Origin of the sequence: Bdellovibrio sp. HCB-110, assembly GCF_047323225.1 — a bacterium.
Taxonomy (GTDB): Bacteria; Bdellovibrionota; Bdellovibrionia; order Bdellovibrionales; family Bdellovibrionaceae; genus Bdellovibrio.
Genome location: NZ_CP178750.1, coordinates 2,357,401 through 2,374,307, shown reverse-complemented (window position 1 = coordinate 2,374,307; position 16,907 = coordinate 2,357,401). Strand labels below are relative to the sequence as shown.

At 44.8% G+C, this 16,907-nt stretch carries 9 protein-coding genes; 7 read left to right on the top strand and 2 right to left on the bottom strand.

Annotated features, from left to right (window positions below; genetic code table 11):
• Positions 1-33 precede the first annotated feature (33 nt).
• Entirely contained in the window at positions 34-705 is a 672-nt protein-coding gene (locus tag ACL934_RS11485) for a lysophospholipid acyltransferase family protein (RefSeq protein WP_374080471.1), read from the bottom strand.
• Between the two features lie 288 nt (positions 706-993).
• Between ACL934_RS11485 and ACL934_RS11480 the strand changes: the two genes are divergently transcribed.
• The 7 genes from ACL934_RS11480 (at position 994) to ACL934_RS11450 (ending at position 16,007) form a co-directional block, all read left to right on the top strand.
• Positions 994-1,464, top strand: a complete 471-nt coding sequence (locus ACL934_RS11480) for a cupin domain-containing protein (RefSeq protein ID WP_374073564.1) — start codon at positions 994-996, stop codon at positions 1,462-1,464.
• A gap of 235 nt (positions 1,465-1,699) precedes the next feature.
• A complete protein-coding gene (locus tag ACL934_RS11475) occupies positions 1,700-3,325 on the top strand; it encodes a hypothetical protein (protein WP_374073563.1) in 1,626 nt (541 codons plus the stop codon).
• An 11-nt stretch (positions 3,326-3,336) separates the two neighbouring features.
• A complete protein-coding gene (locus ACL934_RS11470) occupies positions 3,337-4,314 on the top strand; it encodes a hypothetical protein (protein ID WP_374073560.1) in 978 nt (325 codons plus the stop codon).
• Positions 4,315-4,341: 27 nt separating this feature from the next.
• A complete protein-coding gene (locus ACL934_RS11465; RefSeq protein ID WP_374073558.1) occupies positions 4,342-5,733 on the top strand; it encodes a hypothetical protein in 1,392 nt (463 codons plus the stop codon).
• A gap of 13 nt (positions 5,734-5,746) precedes the next feature.
• On the top strand, positions 5,747-6,202 hold the full coding sequence (locus tag ACL934_RS11460) for a hypothetical protein (RefSeq protein WP_374073557.1): 456 nt from the start codon (positions 5,747-5,749) through the stop codon (positions 6,200-6,202).
• 257 nt (positions 6,203-6,459) lie between these two features.
• Positions 6,460-10,881: a beta strand repeat-containing protein gene (locus ACL934_RS11455; RefSeq protein WP_413612267.1), complete on the top strand. Its 4,422-nt coding sequence runs from the start codon at positions 6,460-6,462 to the stop codon at positions 10,879-10,881.
• A 173-nt stretch (positions 10,882-11,054) separates the two neighbouring features.
• Positions 11,055-16,007: a tail fiber domain-containing protein gene (locus ACL934_RS11450; protein WP_413612266.1), complete on the top strand. Its 4,953-nt coding sequence runs from the start codon at positions 11,055-11,057 to the stop codon at positions 16,005-16,007.
• 14 nt (positions 16,008-16,021) lie between these two features.
• On the opposite strand, the gene ACL934_RS11445 is transcribed toward ACL934_RS11450, so the two are convergent.
• On the bottom strand, positions 16,022-16,735 hold the full coding sequence (locus ACL934_RS11445) for a hypothetical protein (RefSeq protein ID WP_413612265.1): 714 nt from the start codon (positions 16,733-16,735) through the stop codon (positions 16,022-16,024).
• Positions 16,736-16,907 lie beyond the last annotated feature (172 nt).

Below are 16,907 nucleotides of genomic sequence, written 5' to 3'. Positions count from 1 at the left end.
CGATTTCACATGAGCCCGCAATCGCAAGCTATTTTAAATAGAAAAGTAGATGTACCGACGTTTACCAAGTTCTTTCTTTAAAACGTCCTGCATAAGGGCCTTCACTTTGTTGGCGGTTTCCTGAATGTCAAAAGATGTCGATTTACTCACGTCAAAATAAATAGGTTTTAAAAACTTGATTTTCCATTTCGCAGGAAGGGGAATTGAGTTCAGAGGCAAAGGGAAGAGTTGTCCCAGTATCGAGATTTGGCCGACATTGATATGAGTTTCTTCTGCTCCAATAATCACAATGGGAACGACAGGAACTCGGGTTTCTGAGGCCATTCTTACAAAACCCGTTCTGAAGTTTTGCAGTTGATACTTCTTGTTGATTGTTTTGAAGTTTCCTTGTTCTGCCTCGGGAAACATGATCAGAAGCTTTCGCTTGTTTAGAATGCCCACACCATTGTCATAAGAAGCCTCCAGGAAACCAAACTTTTCCGCATGACTACGGAGAAGATTCTGGGTGAACCAAAATCGGTGAAGTAAGATTCTAGGCAATCTTTTTTGATTTTTAAGTATCCAGTGATTTAAGAGAAGGGCATCGAGCCCCAAATAACCGGAATGATTGGGGAGAAGAATAGCGCCTCCCGCGGGAATATTTTCTTCCCCCTCAACCTCAAGGCGAAAGTATTGTTCTAAGGTTGATAGGAGTGCATGGGGCATCCTTTTGTAGATCATGCTTTTTGAAAGTTTATGGGTCTGTCTTTGATTCAGCAAAATGGGTGATCCTTTTGCCATGATTTGTTGTTTAATGAAATCGAGAACTCTCAAAGTTAGCTCCGTATGAAATTTATTAGTAATATATAGAATTAAATGTAAATGGGTTTGATGCTCAATTGATTTTTCTGTAATGGAAAACAATGTATTTTATCGCGTGCTTTCGATAGTTTTGACTCTCAGTAGCTGATGGTTACTGTGTTGGTAACTAAATTTTACCCAGGAGTTTTGAATATGATGAAAGCAGTTGTTTTGCTCGTATTGGCAGTTTCCAGCAGTTCTGCATTTGCCGTAGATGAACCTGACCATATTATGCTAAAACCACAAGAAATAAAGTGGCAGGATGCTCCGGCAGCGTTACCTCCGGGGGCAAAGACAGCGGTATTGTATGGTGATCCGTCAACAAGCGGTCCTTTTTCTATGCGAATAAAAATGCCAGCCAAATATCTTATTCCCCCGCATTTTCATCCCCAAGATGAAAACGTCACAGTGATTTCCGGAACTCTTATGATGGGTATTGGGGACGACGCAAAAAATAAAGCAATGGCATTACCTGCGGGAAGCTTTGCAAGAATGAAAACAGGAACCCATCACTTTGCGAAGGCAGACAAAGAAACGGTGGTGCAGTTAAATGGCATGGGTCCATGGGGAATTACCTATATTAATCCTGCGGATGATCCAAGAAGTAAAAAGATAAATCCTTAGTTAGCGCATCGTAAAATGGTCCCATCTCTCATTAGGTCTTTTTCCTTATTTGGTTAAAGACCTTTTTTAAATTCCCTTCGCCGGTATTCTCGGCCTTGATAATCACTCTGTAGTTCCCTCGACAGTTGTTGCTCTTCAAAATCAAGCAATGATTTTTTTGCAAGGTTCTCTATAGGAGCAGAATTTGTTTACCGAAAGAGAGGACAGCCAAGAGCGCCAACAAAAGGGAGATACAATGAAGTCACTTGGGATTCTGATATTTTCAATGTCGTTGTTGGTGAGCTCGTTGGGTTTTGCAGAAGATGGAGGGCCTATTGGAAGTGTTCCTGCAGAGGGCCTCGTAAACGGTAGTACTGAACAGAATAATGGCACTGGTACCGAAGTAGGAAACAATCTCAATCTGCCAGGAGTGGGAACCCTTGAGGAAGCGATTGCCAAATTTAATAAAAAGAATGCCACGAATAGTTCTGAAGATGCGCGCATGAATGTAAGTAGTGAAGGATATACAGATGATGCTCAAAAAGTTAAGGCGGCGACCTCGATGCTCGTGCAAGAAGCTCAAAAAATGCCAGTACTGGGGGTTATGGTCAATAATCCGGAAAGCCTTAAGTCGTTAGATAGTGCAGCATCGTGGTACTCCAACGGACACGGTTCTTGTGTTAAGACCCAAGGCGCAGCTTCTTATATTTGCAGTGAAAAAACGAGTCCCAAGCTTCATGAGACTCTGAATCAAGTAAATACCTATATGAACGCCTTTGGGGCCATCGCGGGCGTTAACGACTCTTGTAATGCAGCTGGAAACGCTATGGCAACAGTAAAGGCGGGTTTGACGGCTTACGTAACTGCATGTTCAACGGCGAGAGCGGCATGTGAGTTGTCTTGTTCTACTGTTCAATCAAATCTCAAACGCATTCTTGAAATCGTGAATGCGCATGAATCCTTTAGTTGCAGCGTGAACCCAAAGACACCTGCTATTCAGATGGAGACTGCTCTGTCTGCCTGCGCGGACTTCATCGCTTTAAGAGATGCAAAGTTTGAAGAGATCAAAGCCATCGCAAATAAAGACAATGACGAAAAGGGGACGATAGATGCCGAGAGAAAATCTGTCGCTCTGAAAAATGTAGCTTGTACCTATTCTTACGCAAACATGGTGGCATCAGCCCTGACTGGAATTGCATCGATGGTTGATTCGATGAAACAGGCGTCTCGTTGTGACGAAGCTTCTCGAGGAACGGCATCCGCGAATAAAGCTGATATTTGCAGCGATTCAACCAAAGCAAAGTCAGAAGAATGTGTTTGCAGAAATCCTCAATCACCTGAATGTCTTTGTTTTAAAAATCCGCGCACGCCGGGTTGTACGAACACTCTTCAAAAAAGTGCTCAAAATGGCGAAAGTAATTCAGCAAAGACGGGTGCGACGGATAAGAACAATCTACAAGGCAAAATTGATGGAAGTGGATTGAGAAATCCCGCTGAGGCTGGATTGAATGCAGGAAATCCTAACGGCGGCGGTGATGGAGGTGGAAATTTACCAACCGGCGGAGGAGCGGGTTTGGGGAGTAGCTCTGGCGGATCTGATGCTACACCGACCTCAGCCTCTAGTACAAAAAAACCTCTGGATGCAAATATTCTTGGAGGAGCTGGCGGCGGTGGAGGAGGCTCTTGGAACTCGTCTTCTATTTCGGGAAGTTCTTCATCGAAATACCGAGCCTATCTTCCCGGTGGAGCGAAAGATCCCAATAAAGGAATGGCAGGGCAAGAGATATGGGCGAGAGAGGTCACAGGGGCCGGCGGGAAATCGAATTGGGAAAAAGTAAAAGATCGTTATCGCGATAATAAGAATACTTTGTTGAATAATTAATGGGCGGTTTTATGGGGGCATCTCTTACCAAAAAAATTTTATTTTTCTTTCTTGTTTCCCAGCAGATCACTGCGTTTGCAGGAAATGTGCCCGTGAATCCGACAACGAACACCAACACAAGTGGAGCCTCGAAAGGCGTCGAAACAAGTGGAGGCACGCAAAACGGGGCCTCTGTTAATCAAGGTGCAAATCAAACTGCGAGTGCTAATAAATCGGCGCAAGCTCAGCAATATATTCAAGGAGCCATGATGTTTGGGATGGCGGCCTCGCATGTGCCGGGATGTTCATCTGGCAGTGGCGTTGATTGTGGCTTTGTGGCCATGTATACCGGTTTAGGTGTTTTATCGATGAAGCAAGGTAGCGAGCATGGAAAAGCAGTCAGAGCTGCCGGGCTTACAGGGTATCAGTCCAATGGTTTCGGTAGCGATCCATACGCATTCGACGGAATTAACCTTAAAGATCCCAATAATCCTCTCAGCAAAGATTCCAGTATAAAAAATCTGGGTTCAAATTGGAAAAAGATCAGTTCTTTTTATAATGAAAAAACCGGGAAAATCACAACTCCAGATGGCAAGAGCTACAATGCTTCCGATTTTGGCTCCGTAGATGGAATGGCTGCTGCCGGAATGTCTAAAGGTGCCATTGACGGTGCTTTAGCGATGTATGATGAAGTTCAAAAGAAAGCCGCTGCAAAATTAGAAAAATTAAAGTTAGGTGCTTTGACTGCCGCCAGTGGATTTGAGGAAGGTGGAGGATCTAAAGGAGGAGGAGCTGCACCTGGAGAATCTCTGGAAGATCCGTCACTTTCTTTAGCTTCAGCTAAGACATCCTCTGGAATTGATCGTGATCCATCCAACTTCGCAGGAATGCAAAAAAACTACAACGGTGATCCGATTGGTGTCGCCGCCGATAGCATTTTTCAAATGATCGCTCGAAGATATAAAATGAAAGAAAGCCAAGAATCTTTCTATACAGATATGAATCAATAACGACTTTTTCATAATGTGGGGAATGTGATGGAATTGTTACATCTAAGATTTAAAAAAAACGTTCCGGGATTCTTGATTTTAGCTGCCTTGACTTATCTGGAAGTTGTGAATGCGCAGCAGGTTATTGTTCCGGTTGCGACCAAAAGCCCTGAGGAAATTGCCGAACAGAAAGCGCAACGACTTGAAAATAAATGCAAGGAACTGCGACAAGAGATTAAAGACGCGAACAACAAGATGACAGAGTCTTGCAGTAAAGCAGGTCTATCGGTGAATTGCAAAGAGAAGGCATTAGACTGTAGTCAGACCCTGCAGGAGGAGTCTTACCCGACAATAGACGCTTTAGCGACAGTCATGGGAATTCCAGCAACGACGGATGTGAGTTCGGCCTGCCCTCAGATGAGTGGTGGCGACTACTATAAAGAAATAGAGCGTCTGGAAAAAGAAGTTAAAGAGACACAAAAAGACATTGCGGAACTCGCAGAGGAAGAAGCTAAGATCAAAGAGAATTTTAGCACTTCTATGCAGAATATTTCTCAAGCAATGACGGATGCCCAACAGGAATTTTCGGAAGCTAAAGAAAAAATAGCGGATGAAGAACGGCAGCAAATTTCTGCATTTCAATCAAAACAAATCGAAGATAAAAAGGAGCTCAATAGACTTAGCGGGCGCTTGGTTCAGTTGCGCGGTAAAATGACGGAGTCTCTACGTAAGAAATCCGCTAGTTTGCTAGAGCTTACATCTCCGAAAGCAGGCAGTCAGTTTGATTGTCGGGCAGAGTATCGAAACGCAGCCCAAGGTTTCGGTGCTGTCAACTCTGCGGCGAGTGGAAATCATATCACGATGGCCAAGGCCAAAAAGGCGGCAGCTATAAAGGCTTTTCAAGTTTGCTTGGGAAGAATTCAACAAGCGCGTGCTGCTTTAATTGAACAAAACCAAAATGAAATCGATACGCTGACTAAAGAAATAGAATCAACTCAGTCAGATATGGATGCCGTGAATGATTCACTGAGTTTGGCATCCAATCAACTCGACGAGATTAAGGCGTCTAATGAAAATAAAAGAAATAGCGCTCAGAAGAAAGTTGTAGATCTGTTGAACCTCAGTCAGCAAAAAATGGTGGCGGCTCAAGATCAGATGCAGACGAAGCTGAAAGGACTCGCGACTAAACAGCAAAGTTATTCGCAGGCTTTAAATCGAGCACAGAATGCTCTTCTTCGATTAAAGCAGACGCCGGCACCAGGCCGCAGTGCTGAAGTTACTCCGAGCAGTATTGTCACGGATCTCAATAATCAAACAGAAATCATCGCGCAAGCCAGGGATCAGATTAAGAACGATCCTGAGTTACAGAAAGTTTGTCATATTCCTGAAGAGAGATCGGCGAAGAGAAGTACAAGTAGTACAACAAGAGGAAGACAGTAGTCGGGAAGCGGTGATGAAAGCTTTGATATTTTTTTTAGCATCTGTTCTGTGCAGTCTGGCATTTGCGAGTCTGAAAGAAAACCCCTCTTGTTACAAAGAGGCCTATACGTACTTTAATTCACCTTTTTTTAAGAACCTTTCAGAGCAAGATGCTAATCAAAATGCAAAAGAGTATTGTTCACAGCGTGACAACGGGGATTGTTTAAAAAAAGCCTTCGGTTACTTTTATGGTTATATGAATTCACAGAATTACCAGACCATTCCAAGAGACCAAGCCTTTAAAATATCGGAGGCATATTGTTCGGCAAAAAGAAGCGCAGACTGTTTGCTAAATAGTTTTTTGTACTTTTATTCGAAGGATAAGACTTCAAAATCAAAAGAAAGCGTTTTCAATGATGTACAGAGGATCTGTACAATGAACTCTATCAAGATGATTCATATGACGGGTCTTCAAGAGTCGGGCAAATAGTGTTGCTCTTGATACTTCGTGCAACAGATTAAGTTGGTCGGTGTATTTAGTATAAAGAAATCTTTACCGATAAGCAATTTATGAACGTATCTTCTTTTTTCGGACTAGTACTTTCTCTTTTACTTATAAGTTTCAGTACTTTCGCTAGTCCTGGCTCTTTAACTTATCAGGGTAGGATTCTTGATTCTTCGGGTAGCCCTTTAGAATACGAGTTTGTTCAGTTTCAATTTGAGATCACAAATCCAACAGGAACGTGTGTGATTTATCGTGAGGTTTCTCAAGTTAACGATATGAGAAATTCCAACGGGGTGTTCGACGTTCCGATTGGTCCAGGAACGAAGAGCTTCCCAGCTTCACCAACGTTCTCTCTTCTGGATGCCTTTGATAATTCCAAGACATTTAATTGTGCTACCGGTGGAACTTACACTGCGGTGGATGGAGATAAACGTAAACTTCGTGTGCAATTCAAAGATGCTGTCGGATGGAAGCTTATTTCTCCGGACAGTGATATTCGTACGGTACCGTTTGCTGCGTATTCAAAAGTTGCGCAACAGTTGGGGGATAAAACGAGTGCTGACTTCGTTTTGAAAAATTCGCTTACAACTTGCGGAGCTAATCAATATCTGACTTTTGATGGAACGAATTTCGTTTGTCAAAATGATGCTGGTGCGTCTGGTGTCGTTACAAATGTAACTGGGACATCTCCGATTTCTGTCACAATGTCAGGAAGTACGGCACAAGTTTCCCTGAGTGTTGGCACAGGCGCGGGAACCGTGGCCGCTGGTAATGACAGCCGTATTGCAGGTGCATTTCAAAGTTCAACAGCATTAGGCGGAGATTTATCAGGAACTTTGCCCAACCCGTCGGTTGTGAAAATTCAAGGTAAGGCAGTTTCAGCGACGGCGCCGAATGACGGCGAGGTGTTAAAATTAAATTCTGGAGTATGGACTCCCTCTGTTTTAACGATTAGTGATGTGAGTAGTTTGCAAACGACTTTAGATGGTAAGGTTGCCAAAAGCAGTTTGGTGACTTGTGATAGTGCTCAGCAAACATTGAGTTATAATATTGTGACGGGGCTATTTACATGTCGCACGATTGACGACAATTCCAAATTGCCTTTAGCCGGTGGCACAATGACCGGAGCCATTGAAATGTCCAACAATAATTTTACCAACGTTGGTTATGTGACGATGGCGGCAGGCAAGAATCTGCATCTTTCTAATAACAATTCAGATCCTGCGGGGCTGGTTGCGGCTGATAAAGGAAAAGTTTGGTTTAATTCGACAACCAACGAAGTAAAATACTGGGACGGATCTACTGTTAAAACAATGGGAGTGGCGGGGAGTGGTCTGCAAAGTTTCAATGGCCAAACCGGAAATGCACAGACGCTGGCAACTCCAGGTGTAGCAGGAACTTCGCCGAATTGGAGTTCGGCAAGTGATGCGCACACACTGAATATTCCCCTGGCATCGGCGGTGGGAACAACGGCGGGTCTTATCAGTAAAACTGATTACGATAATTTCAATAACAAACAAACTTCCACTCTAGCCGATGGCAAGATCTGGGTCGGTGATGCTTCGAATGTCGCTACAGCAGTCACTTTAAATGGTGATATCACGACGACAAATGCCGGGGTAACAACTCTTGGTAAAATCCAAACAAAACCTGTCGTGATCACTTCATTAGCTTCAGGCGAAATACTCAAATACAACGGCACCAACTGGGTAAACGTAGCTTTGGGAATTTCGGATATCACAGGCCTTTCAACGCAACTTTCAAATAAGATCGATGCAGGTCAAATGCCTGCGAATTGTGCTTCTGGGCAAACGTTAACATTCTCTTCTCCAACAGGCTCCTGGGTTTGTTCGAGTATTTCAATCAGTGATTCACAGATCACGTATGCAGCAAAAACGGCAAACACATTCTTAGCGGCACCGAACGGCAGCGCTGGCGCTCCCACATTTAGAACTATCGCAGCCGCTGATCTTCCTGCAAATGCGTATGACTCCACTTATTTTAAAAATGGCGGGAATAGTTTTGGGGGAACAGCATCGCTTGGAACAAATGATAATAACTCCCTAGAAATCAAAACTAATAATTCCACTCGAATGGCTATAGATGCCACAGGAAATGTAGGTATAGGAACAGCTTCTCCGCTTGCATTGTTGCATATCCAGAGTGATACAACTCAGTCAGTTGTTAAGATCAAAGGTGCTGGTAGTGCAACAAATTATGCGACTCTGCAGTTAGAAAGTGAAGAAGGAGCAACAGATAAAAGATGGGAAATAAGTCATCGTAAGGGGCCTGCAAATGTACTTTTATTTTCCCACTATAATGGTGCCTCTTGGATCGATCCAGTTGCTATTTATCCTAACGGCAATATTGGTATTGGGACAATCAGTCCTACTGGAAAGGTGCATGTAATTGGTGGCACAGAGGCGGGCATTGGTTCGAACTCAACCATTCTAAACGCAGGAACAGGAGCCGATGGCTTTTCTTTAAATACATCTGGTTCCAGTAACACTTACTATGCGGCTGTAATTAAAAATCCTTCAGGTAACGGTAAAGGTTTATTGGTTGATTCCGGAGCCAACGATAATACAAGCGGTGTTATCGCGAATTTTGCTTCCAATGGTGTTTCGAAACTTTTAATAGATGAAGGTGGCAACGTCGGGATTGGCACGAGTTCCCCAACGGTGTCTTTGGATATTGGTTCAAGAAAGGATGCCGTGCGATTACCAAATGGGACGACGGCCGAGCAACCGGCATCCCCCGCAAACGGAATGCTACGCTATAATACGACGACAAATTTCGCGGAAGTCTATCAAAACGGTGCGTGGGTGAGTCTCACAACTTCAGCGGGTGGCTCGAATGTCACGACGAACTCTTCAGGTGCTGTGACGGTGGCAGCAGGTGGCACAAACCAAAATGTGACATTGCAGGCATCCGGAACTGGAGTTGTGACTTCTTCCAGTGTTATGACTTTGACGGGTGGCCAGGCTTCCACAGCGTCCAATAACGGAGCTTTGGTTGTAAGTGGCGGAGTCGGAGTTAGTGGTAACATCAATACTGGTGGAAACATTTATTCCAGTGGAAGCATTGCTTCTGGAACAAGTATGTATTCTCCAATTATTTATGGTGGTACTGCGGCAGGTGCGAATTTGACTCTGGATTCAACATCAAATGCGACAAAGGGAAATATTATTTTAGCGCCCAATGGCGGCAATATCGGGATCGGCTCTTCAGCTCCGACGGCCCCCCTCAGTGTTAATGCCGGAAATGAAAGTCAAATAGCTTTACTTGAAACTACGGGAAATGCGGGTGATCGACGGGCCACTCTCGCGATTCGCAACAACATTGCGACGGCGGATGGATCCACATCAGGGCGAATCATCTTTGCCGCAACTGCAGTTCCAACGGGTGGAACTCAATCTCCTTATTGGGAGTTAACGACGGACTATGGCAGGAATGGTGGAAATAATATCTATCTTGCTAATTCCACTAAGACGGGTGTGACAACACTGCCTTTTTACATCAATGGTGATACGGGTAATTTCGGTATAGGTACGACTTCTCCGGTTGAAAAACTCAATGTTCAGGGAAAAGTTTTTATCACGAACGACCCTACTAACTATTATTGGACTAACCGTCTGGGATATTTGGACTTGTTCGTTGATGATATTAATGGCAGTCAAAAGTCGGCGGTGAACAATATTACCTATGGCTCAACCGTAGAGCTTAAGAGTACAAGCAATGACGGCGCCGTACATTCCCACTATGCTTCCAATATTACACTTGCATCCAATGTAGCGAGTGGAACGACCAACGGTGGTACGGAAATGGGTTTGTATCTTTCATCTCATCGAAACGGCACCGCTGGTTTAAATGACGGAGGAACTCTTGGTAACCAAGTTGGAGTCGTGGTGGATTACGGTCATTCTGATGGAACCGTAGGACAAACACCTCAGACGACGGTGTCTAAGGGAATAATGATTGCACCGAAAATAGTTACCGGTACGATCACGAATATGTATGATCTTTTCCTAGCATCTCCCGAGACTGGTGGAACCTTAACAAACCATTATTCGGTTTATCAGGAATCGTCGACAGCGAAAAATTACTTTGCAGGGAACGTCGGTATTGGAACTACAAGTCCTGATGGAAAGTTTCATGCGGCCATGGGAGGAACTCTTGGTGATATTCACTTTGGTGGCCCTTACCCAGACATGTGGTTTGATGGCGGAGCTGACAGCTACTTTTGGATTTCAAATCGTGGGGCGGCTGGAGGACAAACATCAATAACCTATGGAAATACCGAATTGTTTACAGTGAAGAACAGCGGCAAGGTAGGGGTTGGTACGACAAACCCGGCTGCGGCTCTCGATGTTAATGGTGGCGTTCGAGTTGGCTCTGATTCTTCGACGTGTGATAACTCTAAAAAGGGAACCACGCGCTACAACTCGACTGACAATATTATGGAGTATTGTAACGGCACTCTGTGGTCTGACTTCAATCCTCCGGGCACGCACTGCGGTTATTACTCCTCCCGCGGAAGCACGGCATGTCGAGGAGTTATCCCCTCGGCAACGTGTCCGTCTGGTTACACAAGAACACAAATTCTTGTTGATGATTTTGCAGCGGGTGCATCTCCTGAATACTATACTTGCATTAAGAACTAGGTGGTGAGCTCAGCCTTAGCTCCGTAAATTAGTCTAAAATATGGAATAAGGAAAAATGCGAGCAACACATAATTGTCATATTCATCCAAAATCTCAATATTAGACTGCATGAAGTTGAGCGTCCTGCCGATAAGTTAAATATCTGTTAAAAGCCGGATCGTTCGGGGTGCTAAATGGGAAAAAATTGTAAGTCATATTATGTAGTTTTCGCAGTTTTTCTGTTTGGCTTTAGTCTAGTCACGCAAGCGGCTCCCACATCTTTAACCTACCAAGGTCGAATCATTAAAGCCGATGGGGCTCCACTAGAGCACAGCGGTGTCAGTTTCATTTTCAAAATCACAGATCCAACAGGAGCATGCGTAATCTATCAAGAGCAAGTCAACGGCATTGATATGACGAACTCGGGCGGTGTTTTCGATGTTCCTATTGGACAAGGCTCGGTGAGTTTTCCTACAGATGGTTCTTTGAATATTCTTGATACTTTTAATAATAATCGAAGTTATTCTTGTTCTGGTGGATCGTCGTATGCTGCCGCAGTCAATGATGGTCGTAAGTTGCGAGTGCAGTTTTATGATGGAACGGGATGGAAAACGATCAGTCCGGATTCAACGATTCGCTCTGTTCCCTTTGCCGGGTATTCTTTATCAGCGCAAAAGTTGGGAACGAATGTCGCTTCTGATTTCGTCTTAAAGACCGGAGTTCCAACGTGTAACGCCAACGAGTTTCTTTCTTGGAATGGAACGGCCATGGTTTGCGCTCCGGTTTCAGGCGCCAGTGGTGGAACAGTCACAAATGTTTCTTCATCCAACGCTTATTTGTCCGTGGCAAATGGAACTTCCGCACCCACTTTGACTTTGAATGTGGGAACGACCGTTAATACTGTCGCTGCGGGAAATGATTCACGTCTGAGTGATGCTCGTGCGCCAACAGGAGCTGCGGGCGGAGACCTTTCTGGAACTTATCCTAATCCTTCCGTTGCTAAGATTGTTGGAAAGGATCTTATCTTTACGAGTTTGGCCGCTGATCATTATTTAAAATTTGATGGTACTAATTGGATTAATACTGCTCTTTCTATTTCAAGCATTCCGGGTTTGTCTACTCAATTGAGCAATAAAATCGATCAGTCACAGATGCCTGCAAGCTGTGCTGCTGGACAGACATTAACATTCTTTTCTCCAACGGGGGCTTGGTCTTGCACAAGTATCTCTATTGGTGATTCGCAAATTACTTACGCTTCAAAAACAGCAAATACATTCTTTGCAGCACCCAATGGAAGTGCGGGTGCGCCGACATTTAGAACGATCGCTGTTGCGGATCTTCCGGCCAATGCCTATGACTCCATCTATTTCAAAAATGGTGGAAATAGTTTTGGGGGTACGGCATCACTTGGAACTAATGACAATAATGCACTTGCGATTAAGACTAATGGTGCAACAGCAATGACCGTAAACGCTTCAGGTGATGTTGGTATTGGAACCAACTCGCCCAGTGACAAACTGCATGTTCAAGGAAATTCCCGAACAGAAGGTTTCAATATCATTCAAACGAACAGTGATACAGCGACAACATGGAATGGCGTTGCTTTTGAGCGCAGTCGCGGAACATCAGCTTCTCCTACAGCTTCTCAAGCAAGTGATAAACTGGGCGCTTTAGCTTGGTCGGGTCATGATGGTACAGCCTTTAGGCAGGCGGTTGAGCTCGGAGCTGTTCAGTCCGGAGCAAGTACGGGAGCCAATGCTCCAGGAGATTTGTATTTTGCAACAGCCAGTGGGGCTTCATTGACTGAAAAAATGCGCATTACATCGGCAGGGAAGGTTGGTATTGGAACGAACTCCCCTTCAGCTCCTTTGCACGTATCTGCTGCAATTGGACAGTCCGGAGTTTGGAGTAATTCAAATTCATTGCCTGCAGCTGCGGGACAGAGAATGGGAGTGGTAGGCTTTGGCGCAGACGGAGAGTCGGCAAGCGGGCAGGCACGTATTGAAGGATTCGCTTCTAAGGCATGGACCAGTAATACAGACACTCCTGCTTATTTAGTCTTTTCGACGACACCCGACGGAGCTACAGGCTACATCGAGCGCATGCGCATCAGTCCGGCTGGGAATGTTGGCATTGGAACTTCGTCTCCAGCGGTATCTCTTGATGTTGGTTCTAAGACGGATGCACTTCGCTTACCGAATGGAACAACAGCACAGCAACCAGCTTCCGCTTCAAACGGAATGCTTCGTTATAACACCTCTACCAACTTTGCAGAAGTTTACCAAAATGGTGCTTGGGTGAGTCTTACGACTTCATCGGGCGGTTCTAATGTAACGACAAATTCTTCGGGTGCTGTGACGGTGGCTGCTGGTGGTACGAATCAAAATGTTACTATTCAGGCTTCGGGAACTGGAGTCGTGACGTCTCCAAGCGTAATGACGCTAACAAGTGGTCAAGCTTCGACGGCTTCGAACAATGGAGCTTTGGTTGTTAGTGGTGGTGTTGGTGTAAGTGGCAACATCAATGCTGGTGGAAATATCTACTCAAGCGGAAGTATATCTTCCGGCACAAGCATGTATTCGCCAATTATATACGGCGGAACTGCGGCAAGTGGAAATTTGACTTTGGATTCGACATCCGATGCGACAAAAGGAAATGTTCTGATTTCTCCGAATGGTGGTAACGTCGGGATTGGGACAAGCAGTCCGGGGCAAAAGTTGCACATGGTTGGTGATGGCGGTGCTGCTTATTTGCAAGCCGATGCCTATAGAAGCAATGCTTCGGGTGGTGGAATCATTTCTCGTCATGCCCGAGGAACTGTGGCCTCTCCTGCGATTCTAAATTCTGGCGACATCACCTTTCTGTTAAACGGAAGTGGGTATGACGGATCCGCATTTATCAACAGTTCAAATATCGTCATGGCCGTCGAAGGCACTCCTGCTACTAACAATATGCCGGGGCATATTCGTTTTGAAACAACTCCTGCAGGTGCCACAATTCCTGTGGAAAGACTTCGCATCAATTCGTCAGGAAATGTCGGTATCGGCACGGCATCTCCAATTTCGTTGCTTCACGTCAATGGCGGTATTATTCGAAGTGATTTGGGGGCGACTGGACCGAGTCTTATCGCAACAGGCACAGGTTCGAATCTTCAAGTGAGCCATGATGGAACTAACTTTTTGCACATGTATAATTCAGGTGGTGGAAATATCGCGACTGCGGGAATTCAATTTAGAAATCACGACGACTCCGTAGCCAATGTTACGATCACCAATCCAGGAAACGTCGGGATCGGAAGCTCAGCTCCCGCGCAAAAACTTGTGGTAAATTCTTCGGGTACCTCTGAGATTATGATCAGCACCGGCAACGATGACAGCCGTTTATATCTCACAGATACAGCCAGATCTATTCGCGGAGTTGCTGGCGGCGCACTCACGGTCCAAACCAGCTCGACAGAGCGTATGCGAATTGATGGATCTGGAAATGTCGGTATCGGAACAGCTTCTCCAGTAACTAAGCTGGACGTTGCAGGCCCCATTAAATCAAATGGTTATTTCATTAATGCTATGAATATCTCATTGGGTTCGGCAGCTGCGTGGGAAACGGGTGCCAATAAATATCGTTTAAGAATTCTGACGACGATTCCTTTTGCAAACAGTTCCACGACGATGAATATGTTGCGCATCTATGGATACGACTATGGGAGTGGGGGCAGGTCTTTAGATCTGCGATTGACATATTATGTGTATTCCGGAAGTTTTATTAACGCTTCGGTCACTAGTTCAGGTGGTTCCGCGCCTACGGTGAAATTGGCAAATGTGGGTGGCAATATTGCCATTCTTCTTGAAAAGGGTTCGACAGAACGTTGGTATTCCGGTCAGTTTTCCGTGGATCTTATGAATCACAATATCGCGATGCCTTCGAACTACTTGACGGGGTGGAGTTACGATGATGGCGACTTTAGCTCTGCTGCAAATGTGGTTACATTAAACTATAATAGTCAGTTTGGCTCTGGATTGTATGCGACTAATGGTTGGCTAGGCATCGGCACAAGTTCCCCGCAAGTGATGTTAACTGTGGATTCAACGGCGGGAACTGTTTCGGCACCTTATTCGACCGCGACAGATAAGTTGGCTGTTATGAGTACGGGCAATGCAGTTATTCAAGTGACCACACCAAATACACAATCGGGCGGAATTTACTTCTCTGATCCTGAAAGCCGTGATCCGGGAGGAATTGCATACAGCCACGTGTCTGACAGTTTGATATTTAGAGCGAACAGTGCCACTCGCATGACGTTGACATCCTCTGGAAGTTTGGGAATTGGAGCGACATCTCCCAATGGTCAGCTTGCAAATACCACTACAAATACAGGAGACACTGGGACATACGCTGCACCCGCAGGTACTGGTATAAATGCGAACTCAATCAATTGGCTAGGGGCCGGAGCTGGTTATATTGGGCAGTTTGTGAATTCAGGTTCAGCGGCAACGTCAAATGGTGTACATATTTATACAGTCGCTAGCGATAGCGGGTCTTACATACTCAATGCGCGTTCAAACGGAAGCAGCCGCTTTTTAGTACGCGCCGACGGGAATGTGGGGGTGGGAACGACAGCTCCTTCCGAAAAACTTCATGTTCTCGGAAATCTTCGCGTACAAGGCTCGACAGATTGTATACTCGGTGGTGGTTCGGGCGCGACAAACTGTACTTCGGATCGCAGACTTAAAACGAATATCAAAGAAATCCCCAAGGCCTTAGAAAAGATTTTAAGTCTTCGGGGTGTGGAGTTTGATTGGAACGAAAAAGCATTAAGTTCGGGTCGTCATGACATCGGAGTGATCGCGCAGGAAGTCGAAAAAGTATTTCCAACCACCGTAATAGAGAATCCTGAATCAGGATACAAAATGGTAGACTATGCAGCCCTTGTATCCCCCTTGATTCAATCAACCAAAGAGCTTTATGGGCTATGTAAAGTGAGTGAGAAGCAGTGGTCCGGCCTGGCGGTAACAGTGGATCGTAATACGCGCGATATTGCTTCCTTGCAGGCCGAAAATGCGCAGCTTAAAAAAATCGTGGAAGCTGTGATGAAAGAGAATACGGCAATCAAAGACCGCTTAGAGCGAATTGAAAAGGCTTTGAAGTAGGTCCTGAAATGAAATTATTTATCTAGATTTGAAAGAATCATATTCTCAATTGTTATGCGGCGGTGCTCTGCCGTGTCTAGACTTTTCGCGTTTTGTCCGTTGATTTGTTTGTCGACTAACTGTTCAAAACACGGATCTACGGTTTCACCTAAAAGAGCAAGAGGACCTTCGTTAAGGATTAAGTTTCGTTCCTGTTCCTTGGACATAATACAGGTGGCTTCGGAGTGAAGACGGTAGGGGCTCCATGCTTGCTGGAAGTTTTCGTTAACACCATTGGCTGCTTTGACGGTACGTTGCGCTCGAAGAAATAATAACAACGACTGTTGGCCTTTTGCATTTGGTAGATTTACTTCTTGGGTACCGGTCGTAGATATTTGCTTTAGATCAATGACTTCTAGTATCTCGTTCTCTTCTGTCGTCACAACAAGCTCAAATTGAGAAAATGTTTCCTCGACTTTTACCCCCTCAGAGGTGGCGTACGCTTCTCTGTTTGGAGATGTGTCTAATTTCGGCTGATAAGTCGACTCGGCCTGATGTTCACATTTAATGATTTTGATATTCAAAGTTTCAGAAGGTGTAAGTGACATGTGAATCAATTTTTCATGAGATGTGACTTGTCCTGCGATGCATGAGCGACTGGCTCCATCAAATGGCTTCTCCAGTTTTTTCGCATAAGACAGGGAAGAGTAAAAAGCGGGAAGCAGTAAGAGAATAAAAACATTTTTCATGGAGCCTCTCAAATGGATATTAGTTATTTTGGATTTTTAATTACGTTGAAGTGAAGTTCAAAAGCGATGCCACAATAGAAAGCGTTTCTGATTTATTAAAGTAGAGCTTAAACTAAACACGAACGGCAATTGTCGTCACGATTGAAAGACGACCTGTCGAGAAAGTTTTCAT

Bases quoted from the DNA above. Each gene is read 5' to 3' on its own strand.
- ACL934_RS11460 (WP_374073557.1), top strand. From the start codon at position 5,747: ATGAAAGCTTTGATATTTTTTTTAGCATCTGTTCTGTGCAGTCTGGCA.
- ACL934_RS11480 (WP_374073564.1), top strand. From the start codon at position 994: ATGATGAAAGCAGTTGTTTTGCTCGTATTGGCAGTTTCCAGCAGTTCT.
- ACL934_RS11470 (WP_374073560.1), top strand. From the start codon at position 3,337: ATGGGGGCATCTCTTACCAAAAAAATTTTATTTTTCTTTCTTGTTTCC.
- ACL934_RS11475 (WP_374073563.1), top strand. From the start codon at position 1,700: ATGAAGTCACTTGGGATTCTGATATTTTCAATGTCGTTGTTGGTGAGC.
- ACL934_RS11485 (WP_374080471.1), bottom strand. From the start codon at position 705: ATGCCCCATGCACTCCTATCAACCTTAGAACAATACTTTCGCCTTGAG.
- ACL934_RS11465 (WP_374073558.1), top strand. From the start codon at position 4,342: ATGGAATTGTTACATCTAAGATTTAAAAAAAACGTTCCGGGATTCTTG.
- ACL934_RS11450 (WP_413612266.1), top strand. From the start codon at position 11,055: ATGGGAAAAAATTGTAAGTCATATTATGTAGTTTTCGCAGTTTTTCTG.
- ACL934_RS11445 (WP_413612265.1), bottom strand. From the start codon at position 16,735: ATGAAAAATGTTTTTATTCTCTTACTGCTTCCCGCTTTTTACTCTTCC.